Below are 25,817 nucleotides of genomic sequence, written 5' to 3'. Positions count from 1 at the left end.
AAGGATATTCTCGTTCATGACTTCCACCCTTCCCGCTCCCATCGATAAGCTCGCCATCGTTGTCGTTACGTACAAGCGCCAGGAGCTTCTGGCCAACCTGTTCGACTCCATGACCGAGCTCACGGCAACGCCCTGGCGCATCGTGATTGTCGACAATGAGAATTCGCGCGAGACCGAAGCCATGTGCGTCGCATTCAACGAGCGCCTCGCCAACCTGTGGGGCATCGACACCGACCAGCCCGACGCAAAGGGTGGCACCGACCGCGTTATCTACGCGCCGCAGCTTGAAAACGGTGGCGGCGCGGGTGGCTTCTCCGCCGGCACCAAGTGCGCCTACGACTTGGGCGCCCAGTGGTTCTGGGTCATGGACGACGACGTGCTCGTCATCCCGGAGGGCATCGAGCGCCTGGCAAAGTGGACCGACCGCTACGACGTTATCCAGGGTTCGCGCCTGGACTTCGACGGCGGTGCCTTCTTTTGGCAGTACCAGCTCATCCTTTCGCTCGGTATCCCCAACCCCATCGCTAAGTGGGACCTGGGCCCCGAGGGCTACCGCGCCATGAACCAGCTGTGCTTTGAAGGCGGCCTGTTCTCGCGTCGCGTAGTCGACAAGATCGGCCTGCCCGATGCGCGCTTTTTCATCTACGGCGACGATGCCTGCTACGGCTATGTTGCGAGCCAGCACTTCCCCGCCGCCGTGGTTGCCGACGTGGTGCTCAAGCGCGCCCGCGCCGTCTCTAACTGGGACATCGCCGGCAAACGCCAGCTCAACTCCACGAGCGACACCAACCGCTACTACATCATGCGCAATCGCGGCTTTTTGGCCCGCTACATGCAGATCTACGGTGACTACCACCCCATGCTGTTCCGTCTGGGCAATGCCGCGACCTTTTGCAAGGAGTTCATTCGTCTGGCAGCGGTCGACAAGTGCTTTAAGACCGGCATCCCGGCGCTGCGCCGTGGCATGAAAGACGCCCGCAAGATTATCAAGGACCCCGACTGGGAGCCCATGCCGCCCATGAAGGACGCAGAGTAGCGGGCACACTTACAGTATCACCTGCCCCTACAGCCGCTGGCACACCGCTGCCACATGCTGTCCGTCAAACCCGAACCCCCAGCGCATGCGGCCCACACCGGGTCGCGGTACGCGAATCTTGTCGATACCGTCGCGCTCTATGTCGAGCAGCGCCTGAACGGCCAGCAGCTCTAGGCCCAGCGCGTTCACACCGGGGTCAAACATCATATTGACCGTTATCAGCGGACGCTCGTCGAGCATGCCGATCGTGTCTGCCACGTCAAACACGGTGCCCGTAGGAAATGCCTGGATGTCCCAGCGATCCGCGCCACGCTTTCGCCTCGAGGCAGGATTGGCATAGCCCGGCAATCCAAAGCAGAGCCCCTGCAAGAGCAGGTGATATGGCAGCTGCGCATCTGGGTTGTTCGCACCGATTCCCGCATCTCCCAGGATGCGGTCTAACGCCTGTCTCACGGCATTCTCATCCCCGCGGCACAACCCATCTCGAAACGTATCGACGTCTCGAACGTCCTCGGCAGCACGCTCAAACCAATCAATAATCACCAGACGAAAGGCCTGACGAAGCTCGTTATTGGGCAACCGCAGAGCACGGAGACGACCACCATGCTCCGGCTCCTCAATCAAATCCGTCGTCAGGAAACCGGACAGATACAGCGCCGTCCACAGGCCATCATCAGGCGAGGCCTCTGGCCCCGCAGCGCCCAAACCAAGCGAGACCTCAACGCATCCATGAGCCTCGAGCAAATCGAACAAGACCGAAAGGCGGTCGAGATTCCACCCGGCAACTACCCTACTCAGGCAATCGGCATACCCATACAGATCGGCTCGCACAGGCGCTGTGCAGCCTCGGTCCAGAAAACCGATCACACGCGTCGGACTCGAGCAATAGGCCCTGCCAAACCGATATCCCTCGAGCCATTCACGCGCATCATCCAGGTATTCCTCGCGTCCAGCATGACTCAACAGAGCCTCAACCTCGGCATCCGAAAAGCCGAACCAACGGTCGCACCACGTCGAAAGGGGCGTCGAAAGACGATACGAGCAGCTGCGCGAAGAAAGCGCCTCCTCGGCAGGACCGGGACGCTCCCCCATCAGACACGTCAACCGTAGCGAATGGCCCGCGGTGGCAATGGCGTCGAACAGCACGCGATCGAGCAGCTCCGCCGGACCGACGACGGAAGCGTCCCTCGCGCTCGCACAGCGCGACCACGCCGCGTCGTACCCATCAACGAGCAATACAACCTGCTCATCGCAGGCAATCTCCAGCAGCTCAATGAGCAGACCAAGCGCCGAGTCAACCTCGGCCTCGCTCGCCACGCCACGCGCAACGCGTTCAATGTGACGTACCTTGTCTCGAGCTAAATCCGGAGCTTCCAAGAGTGGCATCAAGCGAGCGCATTCGCCCGAAAGAGCATCACGCACGACGCCGACAACAGAGGCACCACGCCTCGCAGCGCCAGAAAAGTCCAGCGATATCACTGGATAGCACGCGTACTCATTCCGATAGCGCCCGCCATCCGCACCCCAAATCAGAGTATCGGCAAATGAAATCCGACCGGCGCGACCGACTGCGGGACGCTCCAGAAAAGCCTTGAGCATCGACAAGTTCATGCTCTTGCCAAAACCCTCGGGTCGGCAGCACACCAAAACGGACGCATCGCAATCCAGCATATCGGCAATAAACATGGTCTTGTCGACCAGCGTGCAGCAACCAAGAGCCTCCGTATAGTCGTACATGCCGATGGGCAAAACCACATCGTCGGTACAGCCGATTAGACGCACGCCAAAGCCGGCAGCACAACCATTATTTGCCTGTTCAGACATCGCAACGTTCCCCTTAAATCACAGCATGATGTCAATTGTAATGACCGCCACGAGCTTATTGATGTAGGCACATAAACATATCGGGCAACGGTAGCAACATGGGGCGTGAGGGGGGCACAACTAATCGTTGCACAACAAAACAGGGCCCGATGCATTCGCACCGGGCCCGTCCCGACTCTTTAGCTATCTGACAACCGAGGGGCTACTCCTCAGAACCGTCCTCACCAGCAGTCTTATTCTGCTGATCGAGCTTATGCTTGCCACTCACAATAGACGTGGCACCCAGCGTGGCCAAGCTTGCACTGGCAAGGCTCGCCATAACGATGAGGTCGCCCGTCTTGGGCATGTTACCGCCCGAAGACTTGGTCGTGGTCGTGGTGGTCACCGTTTTAGAGCCATTTTGCTCCTGGTTCTGGTTGTCGGTCTTGCCCTTTTCCTCGTCCTTCTTCTGAGCGGACTTCTCGCCCTTTTCCTCAGAGCTAGTACTCTTATCGGACTCGGTCTTCTCGGAATCATCGTCCTTGGAGTCGCCCTTTGCGGCCTCGGCCTTTTCCGTGGAAGTCTGATCAGAATTGTTCTTGTCAGGAGACAAGCTGCTTGCGCCAGCCATCAGCGAGGAACCAAACGTGTAGCCAAGCTGCACAACGAAAGAGGGCTTCTTGTCCGTCGAAATAACCGGCGCGTCCGGCGCCTTATTCGAGTCGTCCTTGGAAGCACCGGAATCAGAAGCGGCGTCAGAGTTAGAGTCATTGCTAGAACCAGTATCGGCGGAAGAATCGCTCGAGCCAGTGGAAGAGTCAGAGGAACCAGCGTCGGTCGAACCAGAGGCGGCACTGCCCGTATTGCCGGCAGAACTTGAAGACGAATCGCCCGCAGCAGAGCCGTTCGAATCGGAGCCGCTCGAGGAAGAGCCGTCGTTGGTAGTGCCACCAGCAGAGCCATCGCCGTCAGTATCGGTCGAGGGCGCATCCGTATCATTATCGTCGCCCGCACCGTCATCGGTACCAGGCGTCGGTGCGGCGGGAGCAGCAGGCGCCATGCTCGGACCAGGCGCCGGCGTGGGCTCGGGCTGCACGGGCTCCACAGGCGTTGCCGCGGCAGCCTCGTCCTCGGCGATATAGACCAGACAATCCTTGAGCTCATTGCGGTAGCGGTTCTTCCAGCCCTCATGATACTGGGGCTGGCTTGCATACTTGGTCGCCACGTTATTGACCACGCTGTTGGAAAGCGCCGTCACAAACTCGCGGTCCGTCATGCTGTTGGAAAGGTTTGCCCAGCGGAAGAAGTCTCTGCAGCCACCGGTGCCGCACATGTTAGTAATACTCCACACCATGCCCTTGACACAGTCGGCGCGGCCGGAGATATCAATGCCGAGAGCACTCTTGAGCCACGCCTCGGTCACCGCATAGTACGAGTTATACGCATAGGCATCCTGCAGCGCCGAGAACTCAGCAGGGTCGGTGTTATAAGCACCCTGGAAGGCCTCCTGCGCAATACGACCCAGCTCGGTGAGCTGGCCGTTCGCATACATGGGGTTGTTCGCGTTGGAAATCTCGCCACCGCGGTCAATCGCGTCCTTAAGCATGCTGTACTTAGCAGAGTCGTAGTTATAGACCTGTTTCATAAACGGAACAAGCGACCAACGGCGGTCGAACTGGTAATAACCTAGCGCGTTATAGCCATCGCCATACGAAAAGCCCTGGTTATAGTTGCCATGGCTCTCGTATTTGGTGAAGTACTTCATCTCGGCAGTCACGTTGACAAACGAGACCCCCTGAACCGACCTCAGCACGCCCGAAAAAGACTGCTGGGTGTAAAGGCCCTTATCGATATCGGTGGCATCCGAGGCAACACCCGGCGCGGGCTCCTCGGCAACAGCAGTCACAGGCGCGGCAACGGCGCCAAACGAAAGCGCCAGCGTCAGGCCTGCCACAATCGCGGAATGCTTGGGCTGCATAAGATCCTCCCTGCATTGGTGTAGTTAAAGTGAAGTTTGCAAAGATAAAAATAAGTATTGCAGCTCGCCCGTTGTTGCACAACAACCCCTCGGTAAACGGCAACAACCCTCCGCGAAATCTTAAGGAATTAAACAAACTGGTCGTCAGGCGCCAACAGAAGCTCGCCGTAACGCTCCATCAGCCCGTCCCTCAACTGGCAGAAAGCAGGGATATAGACGTCCAAGATGCGCTGAATCAAATCTTGAGCGAGCTTGTTGTCGTAGATATGGACGTTCGTATTGCGGTCTCTGAGCATATCTAGCCAGGCTGCCTCATCAATAAAGTCGTAGAATCGGTAGGACTCCTTCAAGATGGCACGAGGAGACCCCGACGCGGCAAGCGTGGCACCCTCATACTCGAGCAGACGCTTAAGGAGCTTCCAGCTCAGTTCAAATTGAAGATTGAACTTATTAATCAATCCACTCTGAACAAAATCATTGTTGAGATCCTGATTGGGCGCATCCTCAAGATTCGCCAAGGCGCTGGCAAAGTTCTCATATTTTTTCATACAGAATCACACCATCCCTGGCAATTTCATCGAGCAATTGCTGCGATAAGGACTCATCGAGATTGACGACATCTACATCTAAAAGAGTATCAAGACGCTCCTCGATCAAATATGAGAAACGGCCGAAATCCCGGCAACCTGCTACGGCGATGTCAATATCGCTCTTAGGCAAGTTGTTGCCTCGAGCGCGAGACCCAAACAGCACAACTTTCTCGGCGTCACATTCCCGAGCAAAATCTTCGATTTGCTTGTACACCTTGTCGAGAGATGCCATTTGCAGCCCTACAGCTTAATCTCAAAGTTGATCTCGGGGACGGCGGCTAGGTCGGCCAGGGTCACGCCGTCGACATACTTTTCGATCACGTCGTCCAGACCGCGCCAGAACTTGACCGTTGAGCACAGATCACTACGGGTGCAGCTGTTGTCGATGCCGTCGCACGCCACCGGAGCCGTGCTGCCCTCGACGGCGCGCAGGATGTCGCCGGCACGCACCTCGGCGGGGTCCTTGGCCATCATGTAGCCGCCGCCCTTGCCGCGCACGCTCTTAAGCAGGCCCGACTTCATAAGCGGACGAACCAGCTGCTCCAAGTACTTTTGCGAGATATGCTCGCGGTCGGCGACCTCGCGCAGGGCAATCTTGCCTTCGGCGTCGCCCAACGCCGCGATATAGATCATCAGCCGGAGGGCATAGCGGCCCTTAGAAGAAATGAGCATACCTACCCTCTCATCGTTGCCGGGACAAAATACCAGGCCTATTTGTCCCAAATCTTATGCACGCGGGGCAAACAAACCTGATTATTATGTCCCACATCTAAAAAGTCGAGTGGATTAGTCGGGTTTTCCCTTGACTAACGCCGAACCCATAGTAACTTTATTCCGAGAAGATTCCTAGGGTTTAGTACACCTATGAGTACACCATATACAGAGAGGGACAGCATGAGCGCAAATCCGCTGCTTTCCATCGAAGGTCTGACCGCCTCCGTGGACGAGAAGACCATCCTCCACAACGTCAACCTCAACGTCGCCGCCGGCGAGACCCACGTGCTGATGGGACCCAACGGCGCCGGCAAGTCCACCCTCGGCCACCTGGTCATGGGCGACCCTGTCTATACCGTCAACGACGGCCGCATCGTCTTTGACGGCCAGGACATCACCGAGCTCACCACCGACAAGCGCTCGCGCGCCGGCCTGTTCCTGAGCTTCCAGGCCCCGGTCGAGATCCCGGGCGTGCCGCTGTCGAGCTTTTTGCGTGCCAGCATCGCCGGCCGCCCCGGCCTGGAGATGAAGGGCAAGGAGTTCCGCCGGCGCGTCAAGGAGCTCGCGGCAGAGCTCAACATGGACACCGCCTACCTCAACCGCGAGCTGGGCGTGGGCTTCTCGGGCGGCGAGAAAAAGAAGGTCGAGATGCTCCAGCTTCTGCTGCTGCAGCCTAAGCTCGCCATCCTGGACGAAACCGACTCGGGCCTGGACGTCGACGCCCTGTCCACCGTCAGCCATGGCATGGACGCCTACCGCAAGAGCTGCAACGGCTCCATGCTCATCATCACGCACAACACGCGCATCCTGGAGCATCTGGATGTCGACCGCGTCCACGTTATGGTCAAGGGCCATATCGTGCGCGAGGACGACGCCTCGCTGATCTCCTGGATCGACAAGAACGGCTTTGAGACCTTCGAGCGCGAGGCCGCCGAGCAGCGCGCCCAGGCCGAGGCCGCCGCTGCCGAGCAGCAGGCGTAAAGGGGCGACGCAATGACCAAGAACCGCACCGAGGTCGCGGACATCGACCGCAGCCTCTACGACTTCACCTATGGCGAGGAGGGATTCGAGCGCCTCGACGCCGGCATCACGCCCGACATCGTGCGCGAGATCAGCGCCAAGAAAGACGAGCCGCAGTGGATGCTCGACCTGCGCTTAAAGTCCCTCGAGATCTTCAACCGTTTTCCCGACCCGACGTGGGGCCCCTCCATCGAGGGCCTGGACATGGACAACATCGTCACCTACGTCAAGCCCAACACCGACCAAAAGCACGACTGGGAGTCGGTGCCCGACGACATCAAGAACACCTTTGAGCGCCTGGGTATCCCCGAGGCCGAGCGCAGCTACCTGGCAGGCGTCGGCGCGCAGTACGACTCCGAACTCGTCTACCACAACATGCAGGACACCGCGTCCAAGATGGGCATCGTCTACTCCGGCATCGAGGAGGCCCTGCACGATCCGCAGTGGGAGCCGCTCATCCACGAGAAGTTTATGACGCTCATCCCGCCCACCGACCACAAGTTTGCGGCCCTGCATGGTGCCGTGTGGTCGGGCGGCTCGTTTGTCTACGTGCCCAAGGGCACCAAGCTCGACTTCCCGCTGCAGAGCTACTTCCGCCTTAACGCCAAGGGCGCCGGCCAGTTTGAGCACACGCTCATCATCGTCGAGGACGATGCCGACCTGCACTTCATTGAGGGTTGCTCCGCGCCCAAGTACAACGTAGCCAACCTCCACGCCGGCGCTGTCGAGCTCTTTGTGGGCAAGCGTGCGCACCTGCGCTACTCGACTATCGAGAACTGGTCCAAGAACATGTACAACCTCAACACCAAGCGTGCGCGCGTGGACGAGGACGGCGACATCGAGTGGATCAGCGGCTCCTTCGGCAGCCACGTGGGCTACCTCTACCCCATGAGCGTGCTCAACGGCCGTCGCGCCCGCTCGAGCTTTACCGGCATTACCTTTGCCGGCGCCGGCCAGAACCTCGATACCGGCTGCAAGGTCGTGCTCAACGCGCCCGACACCTCGGCAACCGTCGAGACCAAGGGTATCTCCAAGAGCGGCGGCATCCAGACCTTCCGCAGCTCCATCGTGGCCACGCCTAAGGCCGAAGGTTCCAAAGCAACCGTGAGCTGCCAGTCGCTGATGCTCGACGACCAGAGCCGCTCCGATACCATCCCCGCCATGGACATCCGCGCCAAGAACGTCGACATCGGCCACGAGGCCACCATCGGCCGCATCGGCGACGACAAGGTGTTCTACCTGATGAGCCGCGGCATATCGGAGGAAGAGGCCCGCACCATGATCGTCAACGGCTTTGCCAACCCGGTCTCCAAGGAGCTGCCGCTTGAGTACGCCGTCGAGATGAACAACCTGATCAAGCTCGAGATGGAAGGAGCGATCGGATAATGAAACAGGAAACCAACACCGCTGCTACCACGCTCGAGCAGGTCAACGCTATGCCGGCCGCCACTTGGGGTTGGCTCAAGATGAACCAGACCAAGCTCGAGCTTTCGGACGAACTTGCCGCCGCTCCCGCCGAGGCCGTTGAGGTCGAGGGCCTGGACGAGCAGTTTGCCGGCTCGGCCGACGCCTTCGATACCGCCATGGACGCCATGGCCGAGCGCTTCCCCGAGCGCCGTGCCTCCGCCCCCGGCGACGCCGTCGACCGCGCCCGCATCACGCCCGAGACCGAGCTCGACGTGCCCGCCACCTCCGTCTACCAGGCCGGCGCTATCAAGCTCGAAGAGGAGCTCTCCCCCGCTGAGGCCTTCGAGACCGGCATGGGCGAGGCCGCCTACACCTATCTGGCCGATCACGCCACCAAGCGCGTCGTCATCGATGTGCCCGCGTACGGACGCGCCACGGTTACCGTGCGCGTGAGCGGTGTCGACGCCGCCACGGCCATCGCCGCTATCGACGTCGTCGCCCGCCCGCAGGCAACGCTCGACCTGCAGATCGCCCTAGACTCCCCCGTCAACGGCCAAGGCGTCGTGGGCTCCGTGCTACGCGTGTGCGCTTACGAGTACGCCACTGTCAACGTAACCTGCACGCAGACGCTCGATGACAGCTGGATCGCGCTCGACGACACCGGTCTGTTCCTGGACGAGGGCGCGCGCGTCAACGTGCAGCACACCGTCCTGGGTGCCGGTGCCAGCGCCACCGGCCTTGCCGGCGACCTGCTGGGCGACACCGCCAAGGCAACGATCGATACCGATTACCTTGGCGCCCGCGAGCAGGTGCGCGACTTTAACTACGAGCTGCGCCACCGCGGCCGCAAGACCGAGTGCGAGATCGACGCCAACGGCGTGCTGACCGGCACGTCCAAGAAGGTCTACCGCGGCACCATCGACCTCGTGCACGGCTGCAAGGGCGCAACCGGCACCGAGCGCGAAACCGTGCTGCTGGCCAACAAGGGCGTCGACAACAAGACCGTTCCCGTCATCCTCTGCGACGAGGACGACGTCGCCGGCAACCACGGCGCCACCATCGGTCACGTCCGTGACGAGCAGCTGTTCTATCTCGCCTGCCGCGGCCTTGACCAAAACGCCGCCGAGGACCTGTTCATCCGCGCCAAGCTGGAGGACGCCGCGCTTTCCGCCACTGACGAGCGCACCCGCGCTGCCGTCGTCCGCTTGGGCAATAACCTGATCGATAACTTTGAGGAGGAGCTCGCATGATCGACACCGAGCACGTTAAATGCGACACCTGTACCGCACCGGAGCCTATGGAGCTCGACGCCAGCGACGAGGCCTCGCGCGGCTGGCCTACCGTCGACATCGAGACCAACCCCTACAAGGCGCAGTTCCCGCTGTTCCAGCAGCACCCCGAGATCGCCTTCCTCGATAGCGCCGCCACCGCGCAGCGTCCCGCCTGCGTGCTCGACGCCGAGCGCGACTTCTACCAGCGCATGAACGCCAACCCCCTGCGTGGCCTGTACTCGCTGTCCGTCGAGGCCACCGAGGCCATCGCGAAGGTGCGCCAGCAGATCGCCGACGTCATCGGCGCCCCCCAGGCCAACGAGGTCGTCTTCACCCGCAACACGAGCGAGTCGCTCAACCTGGTCGCCAAGAGCTTTGCGCCCACGGTCCTCGAGCCGGGCGACGAGGTCGTCATCACCATCATGGAGCACCACTCTAACCTGATCCCGTGGCAGCAGGTCTGCCGCGAGACCGGCGCCAAGCTCGTCTACCTCTACCCCACCAAGACCGGTCAGCTCACGACCGAGGAGGTTCTGTCCAAGGTGGGCCCCAAGACCAAGATCTTGGCTGTGGGTCAGGTCTCTAACGTCCTGGGCGTCGAGAACCCGGTCAAGAATCTCGGCAAGCTCGTGCACAAGTACGGCGGCTATCTGGTCGTCGACGGCGCGCAGTCGCTGCCGCACATGCCGGTCGATGTGGCCGATCTGGGCGCCGACTTCTTTGCCTTTAGCGCGCACAAGGCCATGGGCCCCATGGGCATCGGCGTGCTGTGGGGCAAGATGGACCTGCTCAACGCCATGCCGCCCATGCTCACCGGCGGCGAGATGATCGACTCGGTCACCGAGCAGGACGCCGTCTGGGCGCCCGTCCCCGAGAAATTCGAGGCCGGCACGCAGGACGCCGCCGGCATCTTCGCCACGGGCGCGGCGCTTGACTACCTGGTCAACACGGTAGGCTACGAAAACATCCAGACCCGTGAGAAGGCACTCGTCCACTACCTGATGGGCGAGCTCATGCAGCTCGACTTTATCCAGATCATCGGCTCCATCTATTGGGACAACCACCACGGCGTCGTCAGCTTTAACGTCAAGGGCATCCACCCGCACGATGTCGCGAGCATCATGGACATGGACGGCGTTTGCATCCGCGCCGGTCACCACTGCGCGCAGCCTCTGCTCACCTGGCTGGGCGTCGAGAACCTTGCCTGCTGCCGCGCCAGCGTGGCCTTCTACAACGACAAGGCCGATATCGACAAGTTCATCGCCGGCCTGCATCACGTTTGGAGCACGTTCAATGGGTAATCTGTACACCTCTACCACGTTTATGGAGCACAACTCGCACCCCGACTACAAGTACGAGATGGATGCCCCCACGCACGAGCACGACGGCATCAACCCCAGCTGCGGCGATGAGCTCACTCTGCAGCTGCGTGTCGAGAACAACGTGATCGAGGAGGCCTCCTTTACCGGTCACGGCTGCGCCATCAGCCAGGCCAGCGCCGATATCATGGCCGACCTCATCACCGGCGAGACGGTCGAGGAAGCACGTCGTCTGGCAGGGCTTTTCCTCGCCATGATCCGTGGCGAGCAGCTCTCCGAGGAAGACCTGGAAGACCTGGACGAGGCCGCCCAGCTCCAGGACATCTCGCACATGCCCGCCCGCGTCAAATGCGCCGAGTTAGCCTGGCGCACCCTCGACGGCATGCTCGAAGGGTAAACTAGCCAGAAGCGGATGCCCCAGATCAAAGGGTTTGATTGCCGAGCCGCCCAATACGGGCGGCTCGGCTTTTTCATAACGCCTCGGACACACAAAGTTCGCGCGTCCGGCGCTCGCCCTGTCATTTACCGAACAGCCAGCCGCAAACACGGACGTTTTCCACAGTGCCAACGGCTAGCGACAGAGCCACGGGCACCCCAAGCAACGCCCCATGCCCCGTCCTGCTGGGCTCCGGTTCGCTTCGCGCCCGCCACAGACGGGTCCCATAGGGTGCGGCGTGCATTTTTGCGAGCTTTCAGCACGCCAAGTTGCGTGTATACGCATTGAAAGCGTTAATCAACGTCTCCAGGCACCCTTTTATATCGTTTTAGAACAAGCATAGTGGTCTCAGGGGTCACAAGCATGCGCTTTGGAGGCACATCGGCAGGCATAAATGGCTTCGGGACCCATATATTTCAAGATTACGGCGGTGCCGACAGCACCACGATGCTGAAAACTCCGCTTTTTGCACGGTGTGGACGGGGGTAGGCGCGGGTAAAACCGGACTGAGCCGTATTTTTATGCAAGACGGCAATCGTTCTATGCATATCAAGAAGTGCAGTCAGCGTACCAAGCATTTAGAACGCAGGTTGCGGCGCATGAACGACCCCAGCCGCGGTGCACAGGCAGCCCTACATCACGTTTCCGCCAGCCCGCATCGCCGTCCCCGTGCGGGTCCGCACAATACGAGAAACCGTACTTTTGCCAATCCCGGTATAGTGCTCAATCTGACGCACCGTAAATCCGGCATCGCGCAATCCAACGATAACGGCATCGCGCCGCGCCGGCGGTGCGGCTTTAACCCCGTGGAGCGGAGCCCCGAGGCTCTTCGCCAACCTGTCGGCAAAGGCGTGGCGTTCCCACTCCGTCTCTTTCATATCGCACAGCACCGGTTCGCCGCCGTCGGGCATCGCTAGCGAATAGGCAATAAAGCCCTCGGCAGAACCAAAAAGTTCAAGTACACAAGAAGGATCGGAAAATCCCCTCGTGACATCGGCCGCATCGCTGTCGTAAGCGCGCAGATGCTCCGCAAAGCTGCTCCAGGGATAACGCTCGATTAGGCTAATGCCCTCCTCCTGCGGATCGGCGTGTACGGAGCGAATAGCCTCCATCACCTGCCAGTCGGTATCGAGCGAGCGGCGCTCAAAACGCTCACGAAATAGGCAGCCCGCGCGCCCAGCGCGCTTATTGAACCGACGAGCATACGTCAACAGCAGCCGCTGCATAGCAGCGCTCATTTCGTCCTCGTAATCCAAAAGCACCAGATCCACGTAGTCGCTCATGAGACACCAGGCCACAATCGTCACCTGGGCATCGCGGCAGCAGTCGCGCATCAGTTCCAAAAACTCCCACCGGTCCTCGTCGCTCTCAAAGATCAACTGCCCGCCCATACCGCGGGCACAAACATGGTAAAAACCGGTGATCGTTTTCCAAACGCGCTGCATGGCGCTCCCTTCGCCGGGATCTGCTTACCATCCAATACATCACGATTGAAACGTGCCATCAAAACATTCACGCAAAATGGCACCCGTCGACGGTAAAAGGCGGCAAACCGACGGCGAACGGCAACATAGCCACAGGTCAGGAAACACGGCCTTGCCAAACGCTTGACCAGAACCGACCCCCTTCAACGGACCGCACAACAGCAAACAGTCTGGTTAAATCGTTTCAATTGAAAGTTCCGCGCTTCTCGCTACGAAAACTGCGCCGTTCGCCGAATATTCCGTGCATTTCGCGGTATTATAGGGGCTGCATGTCATGTCCCTTTCGAAGGGTCGCCCGGCAATCGCCAGCCACGACCCCAGACGGGACGCCAACACGATAGAGAGGAGAGGCATGCAGTACTCACAGGAAGTGGAGAACATGTGCCCCGTTGCCAAGGGTGCATACCACGGCCCCGCACCCATCCCCGAGGAGGGCAAGTGGGTCCAGGCTAAGGAGATTTCCGACATCTCCGGTCTTACGCACGGTGTGGGTTGGTGCGCACCTCAGCAGGGCGCCTGCAAGCTCACGCTGAACGTCAAGGACGGCATCATCGAGGAGGCCCTCGTTGAGACCATCGGCTGCTCGGGCATGACCCACTCTGCCGCCATGGCTTCCGAGATCCTTCCCGGCAAGACCATCCTCGAGGCCCTCAACACCGACCTCGTCTGCGACGCCATCAACGTCGCTATGCGCGAGATCTTCCTGCAGATCGTTTACGGCCGCAGCCAGACCGCGTTCTCCGAGGGCGGCCTGCCCGTGGGCGCCTCCCTCGACGACCTCGGCAAGGGCCTTCGCTCCCAGGTCGGCACCATGTTCGGCACCAAGGCCAAGGGCGCTCGTTACCTCGAGCTCGCTCAGGGCTACGTCACCCGCATGGCTCTCAACGACAAGAACGAGATCATCGCGTTCGAGTTCCTGAACCTCGGCAAGTTCACCGACGCCGTCAAGGCCGGCAAGACCCCCGAGGAGGCCATCGCTGGCGCTATGGGCCACTATGGTCAGTGGGAGAACGCTGCCAAGTACATCGACCCGCGCACCGACGAGGAGACTCACTCCGTCGCCAGCGTGTTCCCGGTTCACGAGTAGAAAGGGAGGGAAATAACTATGACTGTTACGTTCGAAGGTTACGAGCGCCGCGCTGACAAGATCAACAAGTGCCTCGCCGACAACGGCATCGCCTCCCTCGAGGAAGCTCTGCAGATCTGCACCGACAAGGGCTTCAACCCGCGTGAGATCGTCAACAACACCCAGTCCATCGCCTTCCAGAACGCCGAGTGGGCCTACACCCTCGGCTGCGCTCTCGCTGTCAAGCGTGGCGCCAAGACCGCTTCTGAGGCTGCCGCCATCATCGGCGAGGGCATCCAGGCCTTCACCGTTCCCGGCTCCGTCGCCGAGGACCGCAAGGTCGGTCTGGGCCACGGTAACCTGGGCGCCATGCTGCTCTCCGACGACACCGAGTGCTTCGCCTTCCTGGCCGGCCACGAGTCCTTCGCTGCCGCTGAGGGCGCTATCGGCCTGGCTCTGAACGCCAACAAGGCTCGCAAGAAGCCGCTGCGCGTTATCCTCAACGGTCTGGGCAAGGACGCTGCCCAGATCATCGCCCGCATCAACGGCTTCACCTATGTGAAGACCCAGTTCGACTACTACACGGGCGAGCTCAAGGTCGTCGAGACCATCCCCTACTCCGATGGTCCCCGCGCTGCCGTTAACTGCTACGGCTCCGACGACGTCCGCGAGGGCGTTGCCATCATGTGGCACGAGAACGTCGACATCTCGATCACCGGTAACTCCACCAACCCCACGCGCTTCCAGCACCCCGTCGCTGGCACCTACAAGAAGGAGCGCCTCGAGGCTGGTAAGAAGTACTTCTCCGTCGCTTCTGGTGGCGGCACTGGCCGTACCCTGCACCCGGACAACATGGGCGCCGGCCCTGCCTCTTACGGCATGACCGACACCATGGGCCGTATGCACTCCGACGCCCAGTTCGCCGGTTCTTCATCCGTGCCTGCGCACGTCGACATGATGGGTCTCATCGGCATGGGCAACAACCCCATGGTCGGTGCCACCGTCGCCTGCGCTGTCGCCGTCGAGGAGGCCCTCAAGGCCTAATCGCGCCCGCGCGATGCTCATATAGTTGAGCTTTAGAGCCGCTACCCACCCGGGTAGCGGCTCTTTTTTGTCGCCACAAAGCGTTCGAGAGCCGATATATCAGTTCTGATGGAACATGAAGTGTGAGGAGAAGGAGCCGCCAAGTGGCTTCAACGTCCACGTGCCATATTTGCCCTTTGCCGATTTATCCCATCTTTGCGATGCCTTTGCCGATCACCCATGCGACAATGCGCGAACGAGAAAGGAATCCTATGGAATCAACTGATGTACTGGTAATTGGATCTGGCATCGCGGGCCTTTGCGCCGCCATAGAAGCAGCACGCGCGGGCGCGACCGTTGCCATCGCATGCGCCGGCAAGACCATGAGCGGATCGAGCTTCTTCCCGGGCACCTGGGGCCTCGGGCTTATTGGTCCCGTCGACAAAGACGACGAACAAGACCTTATCGACACCATCCAAACCGTCGGTGGCGGCGTTGCCGACCCCGAACTCGTCCAGACGTTCGTCCACGGCATTCCCCAAGCGATTGACTGGCTCGAACAGGATCTGGGCGTAGAACTCCAGCGTCCGCAAAGCGCCGAAAGCGCCCAGCAAAAGCAATTTATCCCCTGCTTCGACCACAAGACGAGAATGTGGCGCGGCCTCACCCGCAAACCCCTCGAAGACGCGTGTACGGCCCAGATCGACTCGCTCGGCATACGCCTGCTCCCCCGCCACGAGCTTATCGATCTTGTTGAGGATACGAACGGAAAAATTGTCGGCGCCGTGCTCTTCAACCAAACGGACGAGCGCATTGTGACCTTTACAGCCAAGGCCACTATCATCGCCGCCGGCGGTACCGGCGGTCTATTCGAGCGCAGCCTCACTTCCGCCGACGTGCTCAGCTCATCACAAGCCATCGCGCGGTCGCACGGTGCGTCCCTTACTAATATAGAGTTCATGCAGATGATGCCCGGCTTCATTGAGCCTAAGCGCAACCTTGTCTTTAACGAAAAGACCTGGCGCTATGTCAAGTTCGACCAACCGGTCGACATTGCCGACGAAGAGTTAGACGATCTGCTTGAGCAACGCTCAGGATATGGCCCCTTCACTTCGCGCTTGGCTTCTCGCGCCATCGATCTTGCCATCGATCAAGCGGGTGTCGAAGGTCTGGCGCTCCACTACGACTTCCCTCGCGAGGATGTTCCCGAGTTCGTGCAGACCTTTGCCACCTGGCTGCAAGACGAGCACGGTATCGCGCCGAGCGACGAGATGCGCGTGGCGATGTATGCCCACGCCGCCAACGGCGGCATCAAGATCGACAAGACCGCGTACACGGGCGTTGAGGGCCTCTACGCCTGCGGCGAGGCAACAGGCGGCATGCACGGCGCTGACCGCATCGGAGGCCTGTCGAGCGCCAATGGCATCGTATTCGGGCGTATCGCGGGCGCATCGGCGGCTCGAGCAGCACTGGACGCTCCCGAGGCTGACGCACCGGTGGATGTCGCCCTCCCCGAGCATGGCATCGCTACAGCAGTCGCCGAGCGCCTAACCCGCTGCCTCAAACACACAATGAGCACCTACTGCATGATCAACAGGACCGAACCAGGCCTATCCGAGGCGCTTCAAGAGCTTGAAAGCCTACAAGACGAGGCGACGTCGCTGCATAAGCCGCACGCCAATGACAGCGAAATCGCTGCCCTCGCCCGCCTAAAGTCGCAGATTCAGCTGGCTGCGGAGATGGTCAAAGCCATGCGCAAACGGACTGAAAGCCTCGGTTCGCACTATCGAGCGAATTAAACTGGACGCCTATCTAACGCAGAACACAACTAATCGATATCCATGGGTCCCGTGAGCTCGAAGTGACACGGGGCCCATTCGTGTCCGCACGACAGCGTATCCTTATTCTGAATACAGAGCGGGCAAAGCCCGCATGGACAATAGGCCAGCGAGGAGGAGATATGGATAGTAGAGATATCGAGAAGTGGCGTGTCGAACTTGATAGCTACGCCAATGTGGAAGACGGGGTTGAGTATTGGCTCGCACGCGATTTAATGGAACCCATGGGATACACTCGATGGGAGAACTTCGCCGAAGTTGTTAAGAGGGCAAAAGTCTCGTGCGAAACAAACAAAACTCCAGTTGATTCCCATTTTCGTGACACCACGAAAATGGTAACTGCCGGTGTCGCCGCTCGCGCGGTTAAAGACTACAAACTTACGCGCTATGCATGCTATTTAATCGCCCAGAACGGAGATTCAAACAAGCCAGAGATCGCACTCGCCCAGGCATACTTTGCCGTGCAGACGCGCCGCCAAGAGCTCATAGAGCAGCGCTTCGCAGAGATTCAGCGATTGCAGGCGCGCCACTCGCTATCCGATTCAGAGAAACAGCTCTCGGGTATTGCGTTCAAACGCGGCGTGGACTCCAAAGGATTCGCGATCATCAAGTCGAAGGGCGATGAAGCGTTATTCGGCGGCAGAAGCACGGCGGAAATGAAGCAGCAGCTCGGCGTACCCAAGAGCGCGGCATTGGCGGACAGGTTAGCCGATGTCCTCATCAAAGCAAAGGACCTTACGAACTCGATGACTGCTTTCAACGCAGAGGAACACGACCTGTACGGTCTGGACCAGATCAAGCAAGAGCACGTCGAGAACAACACAAGCGTGCGTGGCAGCCTCATCGACCGCGGAATTGTCCCCGAAAATCTACCACCTGCCGAGGACACAAAGAAGCTCGAGCGTCGCGTGAAGGCAGACGAGAAGAAACTCAAGGAGGGTACTGACGGCTTTGCCGATCCACAGGGTAGACTCGATTTGTAAATATTCCGGGTTACTTTGGTGGGCCGTCAGGGGGTCAGCTTGTTGCGCAGGCGGCCGCTGCGGCGCCAAGGCGCCTTGCGCGCTGCGCTGGCAAACGCTTACGCGTTTTCTAAGCTCCGCGCCCTTTCGGGTTCGACCCCATGTGAGGTCAACAAAAAAGACGGCCAACTTTCGTTGACCGTCTTACATGCTTTGGTGGGCCGTCAGGGGGTCGAACCCTGGACCTTGGGATTAAGAGTCCCCTGCTCTACCAACTGAGCTAACGACCCAAAGCTAAAGTCCGTTGTCCGGACTTTAGAGGAGATATCGTGTGGTGGGCCGTCAGGGGGTCGAACCCTGGACCTTGGGATTAAGAGTCCCCTGCTCTACCAACTGAGCTAACGACCCGATATCAACACGAAGCAAGAACTGGGGTGGGTAAAGGGACTCGAACCCTCGACCTACGGGACCACAACCCGTCGCTCTAGCCAACTGAGCTACACCCACCGTGTCCTGTGCGCTTCGCGCTCGACTATTATTGCAAGGAACGCCATGCGATGCAAGCCCCAATTTTCAAGAATTTTGAAAAGAGTTTTTCGAGTGCGTTTCGAGCAATTCCCACCCTTTTCATAGGAGTAAACTTGCCCCACCCAGATGTTCGAAAGGACAAGCATGAAAGAACTCTCCAATCGCACGGCAAAGTTTACCGATTCGGTCATCCGCCGCATGACACGCATCTCCAATAAGTACGGCGCCGTCAACCTCTCGCAGGGCTTCCCCGACTTCGATCCCCCGACGCAGCTGCTCAATAGCCTGAGCTCCATCGCCACCGACCCCAAGCCGCTCTACCACCAGTACTCCATCACCTGGGGCTCCCAGGCCATGCGTGAGGCGCTTGCCGCCAAGCAGGAGCACTTTATGGGCATGCCGGTCGACCCCAACCAGAATATCGTGGTCACTTGCGGCTCCACCGAGGCCATGATGGCCGCCATGATGACGGTCACGAACCCCGGCGACAAGGTCGTCATCTTCTCGCCGTTCTACGAGAACTACGGCGCCGACACGATCCTTTCGGGTGCCGAGCCCATCTACGTGCCGCTCAACCCGCCCACATTCGACTTTGACCGCGAGACGCTCGAGGCCGCCTTCCGCGACAACGACCCCAAAGCCATCGTCCTGTGCAACCCGTCCAACCCCTGCGGCAAGGTCTTTACGCGCGAGGAGCTCACCTTCATCGCCGACCTGTGCAAAAAGTACGACGCCTACTGCATTACCGACGAGGTATACGAGCACATCGTCTACGCGCCCCACGAGCACGTCTATATGGCCACGCTACCCGGCATGTTCGAGCGAACCATCAGCTGCAGCTCGCTGTCTAAGACGTACTCCATCACCGGTTGGCGCCTGGGCTACACCATCGCCCCGGCCCAGATCACCGAGCGTATCAAGAAGGTCCACGACTTTCTCACCGTGGGTGCCGCCGCTCCCCTGCAGGAAGCCGTTGTCACCGCCCTCAACTTCGACGACAGCTATTACCAGGAGGTCCTCGACCTCTACGCCGCCAAGCGCGACCTGTTCTGCCAGGGGCTCGATAGCATCGGTCTTGTGCATAACGTGCCGCAGGGCGCCTACTACGTCATGATGGACATCTCTGAGTTTGGCTATGACAGCGACCTCGAATTCTGCGAGGATCTCGCGTCTAAGGTGGGCGTGGGCGCCGTGCCCGGCTCGAGCTTCTTCCGCGAGCCCGTCAACCATCTGATTCGTTTCCACTTTGCCAAGCGAGACGAGACGCTCAACGCAGCGCTGGAGAACCTCAAGTCGTTACGTGATAAAATCAAGCCGCGCGGGTAAGGACGGCCCAGCAACTAAAGCAACCAAAGAAGCCTCGCACCGCCCGCCGCGTTGCGAGGCTTCTTTTTATAGCGCTTTCTTACATGGTTTAGAGCCCTATACTTTAGTCACGGAGCAACTCGTCCCAGTGAGAGGAATACTATGGCAGAACAGCAGCTTATCGGAGCGCTCGAGGCCGGCGGCACCAAGATGGTCTGCGCCACGGGCTATGCAGACGGTACGGTCCTGGAGCGCGAGCAGATCGCGACCACGACCCCGCAGGAGACCGTTGAGGCCGTCAATGCATGGTTTGCCGACAAGGGCATCGCCGCGCTGGGCATCGGCGCCTTTGGCCCCACCGCGGTCAACCCCGCCTCGCCCCAATACGGCAAGATCCTGGAGACGCCCAAAACGGCATGGCGCTACTTCGACCTGCTGGGCACCATCCAAAACGAGCTCAATATTCCCTGCGGCTACGACACCGACGTCAACGTTGCCTGCCTGGGCGAGGTCACCTTTGGTTGCGCCCAGGGCCTCACAGACGTGGTCTACCTGACCATCGGCACCGGTGTGGGCGCCGGCGTGCTCTCGGGCGGCCAGCTCGTGCACGGCATGATGCATCCCGAGGCAGGCCACATCCTGGTCACGCGCGACCCGCGCGACACCATTGGCGAGCACAGCGCCTGCCCCTTCCACGACAACTGCCTCGAGGGCCTCATCGCCGGTCCCGGCGTTAAAAAGCGTTGGGATGGCAAGAGCGCCGGAGACATGGCCGATGACCCGGAGGCCATGGACCTGCTCGCAGGCTATCTGGCACAGGCGCTCATGACCTACACGCTGTGCTACGCACCGCAAAAGATTATCATCGGCGGCGGCGTGGCCGACCACACCCCCATCGTGCCGCTCGCCCGCAAAAAGTGCGCCGAGATGCTCAACGGCTATATCGTCACGCCCGAGGTCAACGACATCGATACCTACATTGTCAACAACAGCCTCGAGGGCAAGCAGGGCATCATGGGCTGCCTGGCCCTGGGCGCCCAGGCGCTCCAGTAAAGGGTGCATCAACGGCGCACGGCGTAGCCAAGCTCGCAAAACGCCCGGACAAAACCGTCACGCCCCGCAGAGGCCCTCAAACGAACAAAGCCGCCTAGGACCAAGCAAAACGTCCTAGGCGGCCTTTTTGGTGTAAATCAGCGACCGTAAGAGATATCGGAGCACGACGCCTGTCGTCGCCCCGCAGCAGTCGATCATCACATCGGTAATCATGCCGGCGCGACCGGGCACAAAAAGCTGGATCGTCTCGTCGATAGAGGGAACAAGCAGCAAGAACACCGCCGTGGGCAGCAACACATCAAACGTGCGCCGGCCTTCGAGGTCAAAGGCGTGCGTCGCCAAGATGCCAAGCACCATGTACTCGGTAAAATGAGCGCACTTGCGCACGACGAAGTTGGTCACCCACTCGTATGGAAGCCCCAGGGCCTGCAAAAAGCCGCGAATGGATTCCATGATCGACAGGCTCAACGAACCAGACCCCGTACCGGGAACCAGCGAATTGCCCCAAATGACGAGCACCATGGCGCAGGCGGCAAGCGCCCATTTTCGATCGAGCTTAACCATGAGGCAATTATGCCTCCGCGCGCAGCGGTGTAAAGCTGGCGGTACCGCCCTCGATAACGCTCAGATAGGCACGGCCCGTGCGCTTGACGGCCGCAGACTGTAGACGGTTGATCTCTTCCTCGAGAATCTGATTGACGCGCTCATGGCGACGGTTTTCCATAACGCCGGCAGCGATAGCCTCGGCGCGCTCGATACCCTCGCGCGAGATACGCGCGGTATCCTCGGGAAGCACGGAGCTGTGGCGGCCGACATAGACGGGAGCAACCGAGACAGGTGAGGCTGCAGGCGTGGGCACCGCCACAGGGGCGGGCTCGGCAGCCTCGGCCATGATCGCCATGGCGGCGGCCCACATGTCCTCGTGGCCCGAATAATCGGCCATGGGGACATCTTCCTCAAGAGAGGCATCGGGGAGACTGTCGGTATCCACGCGATCCTGGGCGTCGATAGACGCAGTGATGGCAGCAGGCTCGTCCAGATCGGAGAGATCCACACCCTTGGCATCGGAAATGATGGGCATGCTGGCGAGCTTGGCGTTGTACGGCGCCGCCTCCGCGGCCTGCATTTGGGCCGAAGCGCCCCAAAGCGAGCTTTCGGCAGCTCGGCGAGCGGCAATGGTCTCCTCGTCGACAGCCAGGGGCTCATCGGCAAGGGGGTCGGCGACAGGAGCCGCCTGAGCTGCGCTCTGTTGGCCGGCCGAAGCAGCCGACGCGGCAGAGGCGTACGCAGCCGACGACGCGCCGCTATAGGCGGCATTGTTGGCGGCGTTGGCCACAAGCGCCACGAAGGCTGCGGTACTACCCGCAGGGGCGGCGTGAGAGCCCGAGACGGCGCGTGCGGCAGCGGCAATGTCATCGCGATTGTAAGAACCGGTCTTTCCACCGTTGGTGAGCTCATCGATTGCGACCTGGTAGACATCGCGCGAACGCACGGGATCGCAGCTGACCGGGGAATCGTCATCGAGCATGCTGTCGATCATAGACCAGGCCTCGGCCTCATCCATGGCGTTAGCCGCGCGCGCGATGGTGGGAACGCCATCGTCGGCGTGACGGCGCTGGAACGCACCGGTCAGGCCGGAGAGAAATGCGGAAGAAGGCTGTGCGGCATTGGCCTGATCGGCCGGAGCCGCAGGCTGAGGCATCGCCCCCTGCTGCTGCGCGGGAATCGAGGCGGTCTTGAACTCGCTGTGGGTCCGGCCAAACTGAGCGGCGCCGCCCACGGCATCGGGCTCAAACAGGCGGCCATCGTGCTCGGCGCGATACTCGGAGATGCCCAGCGAGGCTGCGTAGATGCCCACGCCCGCCACCGCACCAACGGCAAAGGGAACAGCGCCCGCGACAACCGTCTCGTTGACCGACGAGAACGGCAGCGTCGCGGCATACATCACCACGGGGGCGGCAAGGCCGATCCCGCAGGAAAGTCCGGCAAGGACTGCTCGTTGTGTTGCATCAGAAGAAGCCATGAGCTCTCCCCATCTTCCAGCACCCAAATCGCATCATTTAGTTGGCTGCGCGAGAGAAGATGAAGCGGGACATGCGTCCCAAAGCAACGGTATATAGTTCGTTTCATCTGCGTTTTCCGTCGCGAAGCTTAAAAGCTATTATGCGAAACCGACCCTCCGATTGCAAGCGATGAGGTCGGATTATGGCTCGAAAACTGCTGCTTGTCGGTCATAAGGTCAGAAAATGTTGCCGAGTGGCGCCGTAAAGAAAGGGCCGGGGCATAAACCCCGGCCCGATTGCCCGTTCTTATGGCGATATAGCGTGCGGCTTTTGGTCTAAAACGTCTGCTCGTAGTCGCTGTGCTTTTTGGCCGAACGCACCAGGAACTCCTGGTTGGTGTTGGTGCCCTTAAGACCCTTAATAAACGACGCCGCCGCGCGCTCGGTGTTGTTCATGCCGGCGAGAATGCGACGCAGGCCGAAGACAAACGGGCGCATCTGCTCGTCGACCAGCAGGTCCTCGTTGCGCGTACCGGAGGCAACGGGGTCGATGGCCGGGAAGATGCGACGGTCGGCGAGGTCGCGGTCGAGCTTGAGTTCCATGTTGCCGGTGCCCTTGAACTCCTCAAAGATGACCTCATCCATCTTGGAGCCGGTGTCGATAAGGGCGGAGGCGAGGATGGTGAGCGAGCCGCCGTTTTCGATATTGCGGGCTGCACCCAGGAAACGCTTGGGCGGATAGAGAGCTGCCGAATCGACGCCGCCCGAAAGGATACGACCCGAGGCGGGTGCCGCCAGGTTGTAGGCGCGGGCAAGACGCGTGATGGAGTCGAGCACCACCACGACATCGCCGCCCAGCTCCACAATGCGCTTGGCGCGTTCGATGACGAGCTCGGCCACGCGGGTGTGGTTCTCGGCAGGCATATCGAAGGTCGAGGCCACGACCTCGCCCTTGATGGAGCGCTGCATATCGGTGACCTCTTCGGGGCGCTCGTCGACGAGTAGGCAGATGAGGTGCACCTCGGGGTTGTTGATCGAGATGGACTGGCAGATCTTCTTAAGGATCGTTGTCTTGCCGGCCTTGGGCGGCGACACGATCAGGCCACGCTGGCCCTTGCCGATCGGTGACACGATATCGATAGCGCGACCGGTAATGGAGTCCTTGCCGTGCTCCATACGCAGCGGCTCGTTGGGATAGACCGGGGTAAGGTCGCCGAACTTGGGGCGGTTGCGGATCTGCTCGGGATCCATGCCGTTAACGGTCGTGATCTTGGCGAGGCCGGCTCGCTTGTCGCCGCCGCGCGAGGGGCGCAGCGAACCCTCGATGACATCACCCGTGCGCAGGCGTGCGGAGCGGATGAGGTAAGCGGGGACGAAGGCGTCTTCATTGGACTTCATGTAACCGTGGGCATGGATGATGCCGGAGTTGTCCGGGCGAATCTGCAGGATGCCCTTAATATCACGGAAGCCCTCGGCCTTCGCGGCGGTCGTGTAGATCTCCTCGACAAGCTCGGCCTTCTTCTTGCCGGTCGTCTCGATCTCGAACTCTTTTGCCTTCTCGCGCAGCTCGGCTACCTTCATGGCCGCAAGCTCCTCGCGCGAAAGCGTGGGCTCGGTGGGGGCGGCGTTGCGCTCCTTGTTGCGCTGTTTGCGGTCGCGCTGACGGCTGCGGCGGTCGTTGTTGCGATCGTCCTTGCGGTCGTTGCGCTCGTCGTTGCGCTTGTGCTGACGGCGGCTGGGGCGGGCGCCCTCTTCGGTCTCGGTGCCTTCGGCAGCCGCGGCTGCGGTTGCATCGGTGCCGGACGGAGCCTCGCCCTCTGCCTTGGCGTCGGCGTTGGCATGGTTGCTGGGTTCGGCGTCGCCCTGCTGCTCGGCACCCTTGGCCCTCGCGGACTTCTTGCGCGTGCGCTTGGGCTTCTCAGTTGCCGGCTGGTCGACGTTCTCGGCCTCGGAAGCGGCATCGGCGTTTGCCTGGGAGGACTTGTCGTCGACGGGCTTGGCCTCAGCCTTGACCTTCGCCTTCGTCGAGCGCTTTGCCGCGGTGCGACGGCTGCGGCCGGGACGGACATCGGCGGGCTCGGCATCGGCAGATGCGGGAGCCTCGGTGGACGGAGCGTCCTGGACCGGGGCATCAACCGTGGCCGTAGGCTCGGCCGTCACCGCTGCGCCCTGGGCAGCAGCTGCTGCGGCAGCGGCTTTCTCGGCCTCAACATACGCCTTGGGCTTGCGGCCGCGACGATGCGGGCGCAGAGCCGGATCAACGACGGGAACCTCGTTGACCCCAGCGTGCACGACGGGCTCAGCGGAGGAAGCGCCCTCCCCTGCCGCAGAACGAGCCGGAGCTTCAGCGACCTCAGGAGTCAGCTGCTCGACGGGCTGCTGCGTCTTGGCTGCCGCACGGCGACGCGTGCGCGGTGCCGGCTTCTCGGCCGACTGTTCGGCAGCAGGAGCCTCGGGGGCGACCGGCGCAGCGAACTCAGTCAATGCCGCGGCCTCGCGCTCGGCAGCGCGACGGCGGGCACGCACAACCTGGGCCTCGCTAATCTGCGCCAGCGCACGGGCCTGCGCGACCTCATCGGAAATGGGGGCCGAAGCATCGGTGGCAACGGGGCGCTTCGCGCGCGTGGTGCGCGTCGTACGACGCTTGGGCTTTTCGGCATCCTCGCCGTCCGCAGCAGGCTTGGCCAAACGACGCGTGCGCTTAGGCTTAGCGGGAGCAGCCTCCTCGCTAGCAACGGGCGTGGTGGGCGCGGCGGCCTTAAGCGCCTCGGGAGCCGAGACCTGCGCCGGCGCGGAAAGCACGGCCTGGTCCGACGTAACCGGTGCAGCGGGAGCCGTTTGCGTCGTCGTTATTTCGTTTTCTTGTTGTTGATCAGACACAGTGTTTGCTCAACTTTCTTTTCAAGCCCTGTGATCACATGCTCCCTGCATAAACCTTCAGGGCGGCTAAACAGTCTAGCTCCGTCAAATACCGACGGACAT

21 protein-coding genes and 3 tRNA genes are annotated in these 25,817 nt (G+C 60.8%); 12 read left to right on the top strand and 12 right to left on the bottom strand.

The window, feature by feature from the left end; translation table 11 throughout:
• Nucleotides 1-16 precede the first annotated feature (16 nt).
• A complete protein-coding gene (locus DW823_RS01455; protein WP_118079711.1) occupies nt 17-1,036 on the top strand; it encodes a glycosyltransferase in 1,020 nt (339 codons plus the stop codon).
• A gap of 27 nt (nt 1,037-1,063) precedes the next feature.
• Here the strand turns inward: DW823_RS01455 and DW823_RS01450 are convergent, their stop codons facing one another.
• The 5 genes from DW823_RS01450 to DW823_RS01430 all read right to left on the bottom strand — a co-directional run bounded on the left by DW823_RS01450 (nt 1,064) and on the right by DW823_RS01430 (nt 6,079).
• Entirely contained in the window at nt 1,064-2,860 is a 1,797-nt protein-coding gene (locus DW823_RS01450; protein WP_118079709.1) for an AAA family ATPase, read from the bottom strand.
• A 202-nt stretch (nt 2,861-3,062) separates the two neighbouring features.
• Nucleotides 3,063-4,817 carry a hypothetical protein gene (locus tag DW823_RS01445; RefSeq protein ID WP_118079708.1) on the bottom strand — a complete coding sequence of 585 codons (1,755 nt, stop codon included), beginning with the start codon at nt 4,815-4,817 and terminating at the stop codon, nt 3,063-3,065.
• 128 nt (nt 4,818-4,945) lie between these two features.
• Nucleotides 4,946-5,365 (bottom strand): HI0074 family nucleotidyltransferase substrate-binding subunit, encoded by a 420-nt coding sequence (locus tag DW823_RS01440; protein WP_118079706.1) that lies wholly within the window; start codon nt 5,363-5,365, stop codon nt 4,946-4,948.
• Nucleotides 5,352-5,639, bottom strand: coding sequence for a nucleotidyltransferase family protein (locus DW823_RS01435; protein WP_118079703.1), 288 nt, complete (start codon nt 5,637-5,639; stop codon nt 5,352-5,354). Before DW823_RS01435 ends, DW823_RS01440 begins: the two co-directional genes overlap by 14 nt.
• Before the next feature lie 8 nt (nt 5,640-5,647).
• Complete coding sequence (locus DW823_RS01430; RefSeq protein WP_118079701.1) at nt 5,648-6,079, bottom strand: Rrf2 family transcriptional regulator; 432 nt, start codon at nt 6,077-6,079, stop codon at nt 5,648-5,650.
• A gap of 222 nt (nt 6,080-6,301) precedes the next feature.
• Between DW823_RS01430 and sufC the strand changes: the two genes are divergently transcribed.
• From sufC to sufU, 5 genes are read left to right on the top strand one after another with little or no spacing between them, the layout of a single operon-like run.
• Complete coding sequence (sufC, locus tag DW823_RS01425) at nt 6,302-7,102, top strand: Fe-S cluster assembly ATPase SufC (RefSeq protein ID WP_118079699.1); 801 nt, start codon at nt 6,302-6,304, stop codon at nt 7,100-7,102.
• A 12-nt stretch (nt 7,103-7,114) separates the two neighbouring features.
• On the top strand, nt 7,115-8,527 hold the full coding sequence (gene sufB, locus DW823_RS01420; RefSeq protein ID WP_117854891.1) for a Fe-S cluster assembly protein SufB: 1,413 nt from the start codon (nt 7,115-7,117) through the stop codon (nt 8,525-8,527).
• A complete protein-coding gene (locus DW823_RS01415) occupies nt 8,527-9,798 on the top strand; it encodes a SufD family Fe-S cluster assembly protein (protein ID WP_118079697.1) in 1,272 nt (423 codons plus the stop codon). The genes sufB and DW823_RS01415 overlap by 1 nt, the downstream gene beginning before the upstream one ends.
• Nucleotides 9,795-11,120 (top strand): aminotransferase class V-fold PLP-dependent enzyme, encoded by a 1,326-nt coding sequence (locus DW823_RS01410; RefSeq protein WP_199574287.1) that lies wholly within the window; start codon nt 9,795-9,797, stop codon nt 11,118-11,120. Before DW823_RS01415 ends, DW823_RS01410 begins: the two co-directional genes overlap by 4 nt.
• On the top strand, nt 11,113-11,535 hold the full coding sequence (gene sufU / locus DW823_RS01405; RefSeq protein ID WP_118079695.1) for a Fe-S cluster assembly sulfur transfer protein SufU: 423 nt from the start codon (nt 11,113-11,115) through the stop codon (nt 11,533-11,535). Before DW823_RS01410 ends, sufU begins: the two co-directional genes overlap by 8 nt.
• A 671-nt stretch (nt 11,536-12,206) precedes the next feature.
• On the opposite strand, the gene DW823_RS01400 is transcribed toward sufU, so the two are convergent.
• A complete protein-coding gene (locus tag DW823_RS01400; RefSeq protein WP_118079693.1) occupies nt 12,207-13,019 on the bottom strand; it encodes a transposase in 813 nt (270 codons plus the stop codon).
• A 391-nt stretch (nt 13,020-13,410) separates the two neighbouring features.
• Here DW823_RS01400 and DW823_RS01395 point away from each other — a divergent pair, with 391 nt between their 5' ends.
• The 4 genes from DW823_RS01395 to dinD all read left to right on the top strand — a co-directional run bounded on the left by DW823_RS01395 (nt 13,411) and on the right by dinD (nt 17,968).
• Nucleotides 13,411-14,145 carry an iron-sulfur cluster assembly scaffold protein gene (locus tag DW823_RS01395; RefSeq protein WP_006235554.1) on the top strand — a complete coding sequence of 245 codons (735 nt, stop codon included), beginning with the start codon at nt 13,411-13,413 and terminating at the stop codon, nt 14,143-14,145.
• 18 nt (nt 14,146-14,163) lie between these two features.
• Nucleotides 14,164-15,168, top strand: a complete 1,005-nt coding sequence (locus tag DW823_RS01390) for a GGGtGRT protein (protein ID WP_055252290.1) — start codon at nt 14,164-14,166, stop codon at nt 15,166-15,168.
• Between the two features lie 251 nt (nt 15,169-15,419).
• Complete coding sequence (locus DW823_RS01385) at nt 15,420-16,946, top strand: FAD-dependent oxidoreductase (protein ID WP_118079691.1); 1,527 nt, start codon at nt 15,420-15,422, stop codon at nt 16,944-16,946.
• A 161-nt stretch (nt 16,947-17,107) separates the two neighbouring features.
• Nucleotides 17,108-17,968, top strand: a complete 861-nt coding sequence (gene dinD / locus DW823_RS01380; RefSeq protein WP_118079689.1) for a DNA damage-inducible protein D — start codon at nt 17,108-17,110, stop codon at nt 17,966-17,968.
• 193 nt (nt 17,969-18,161) lie between these two features.
• Here dinD and DW823_RS01375 read toward each other — a convergent pair.
• From DW823_RS01375 to DW823_RS01365, 3 genes are all read right to left on the bottom strand, one after another.
• A tRNA-Lys gene (locus tag DW823_RS01375) sits at nt 18,162-18,237 on the bottom strand.
• A 42-nt stretch (nt 18,238-18,279) separates the two neighbouring features.
• Nucleotides 18,280-18,355, bottom strand: a tRNA-Lys gene (locus tag DW823_RS01370).
• A 22-nt stretch (nt 18,356-18,377) separates the two neighbouring features.
• Nucleotides 18,378-18,454 (bottom strand) — tRNA-His (locus DW823_RS01365).
• A 165-nt stretch (nt 18,455-18,619) separates the two neighbouring features.
• Here DW823_RS01365 and DW823_RS01360 point away from each other — a divergent pair.
• Both DW823_RS01360 and DW823_RS01355 read left to right on the top strand, forming a co-directional pair.
• On the top strand, nt 18,620-19,801 hold the full coding sequence (locus DW823_RS01360; RefSeq protein ID WP_118079687.1) for a pyridoxal phosphate-dependent aminotransferase: 1,182 nt from the start codon (nt 18,620-18,622) through the stop codon (nt 19,799-19,801).
• Nucleotides 19,802-19,942: 141 nt separating this feature from the next.
• Nucleotides 19,943-20,833: an ROK family protein gene (locus tag DW823_RS01355; RefSeq protein ID WP_118079685.1), complete on the top strand. Its 891-nt coding sequence runs from the start codon at nt 19,943-19,945 to the stop codon at nt 20,831-20,833.
• A 114-nt stretch (nt 20,834-20,947) separates the two neighbouring features.
• On the opposite strand, the gene DW823_RS01350 is transcribed toward DW823_RS01355, so the two are convergent.
• From DW823_RS01350 to rho, 3 genes are all read right to left on the bottom strand, one after another.
• Nucleotides 20,948-21,397 carry a VanZ family protein gene (locus DW823_RS01350; protein ID WP_118079683.1) on the bottom strand — a complete coding sequence of 150 codons (450 nt, stop codon included), beginning with the start codon at nt 21,395-21,397 and terminating at the stop codon, nt 20,948-20,950.
• A gap of 7 nt (nt 21,398-21,404) precedes the next feature.
• On the bottom strand, nt 21,405-22,856 hold the full coding sequence (locus DW823_RS01345) for a hypothetical protein (protein ID WP_118079681.1): 1,452 nt from the start codon (nt 22,854-22,856) through the stop codon (nt 21,405-21,407).
• A gap of 315 nt (nt 22,857-23,171) precedes the next feature.
• The gene (rho, locus tag DW823_RS01340; protein WP_233542948.1) at nt 23,172-25,715 is read right to left on the bottom strand and encodes a transcription termination factor Rho; all 2,544 of its coding nucleotides are present in this window, start codon (nt 25,713-25,715) and stop codon (nt 23,172-23,174) included.
• Between the last annotated feature and the right edge of the window lie 102 nt (nt 25,716-25,817).

This window comes from Collinsella sp. AM34-10, from assembly GCF_003469185.1.
Taxonomy (GTDB): Bacteria; Actinomycetota; Coriobacteriia; order Coriobacteriales; family Coriobacteriaceae; genus Collinsella.
The sequence above is the reverse complement of the archived record's forward strand: the minus strand, read 5'-3'. Positions and strand labels throughout refer to the sequence as shown.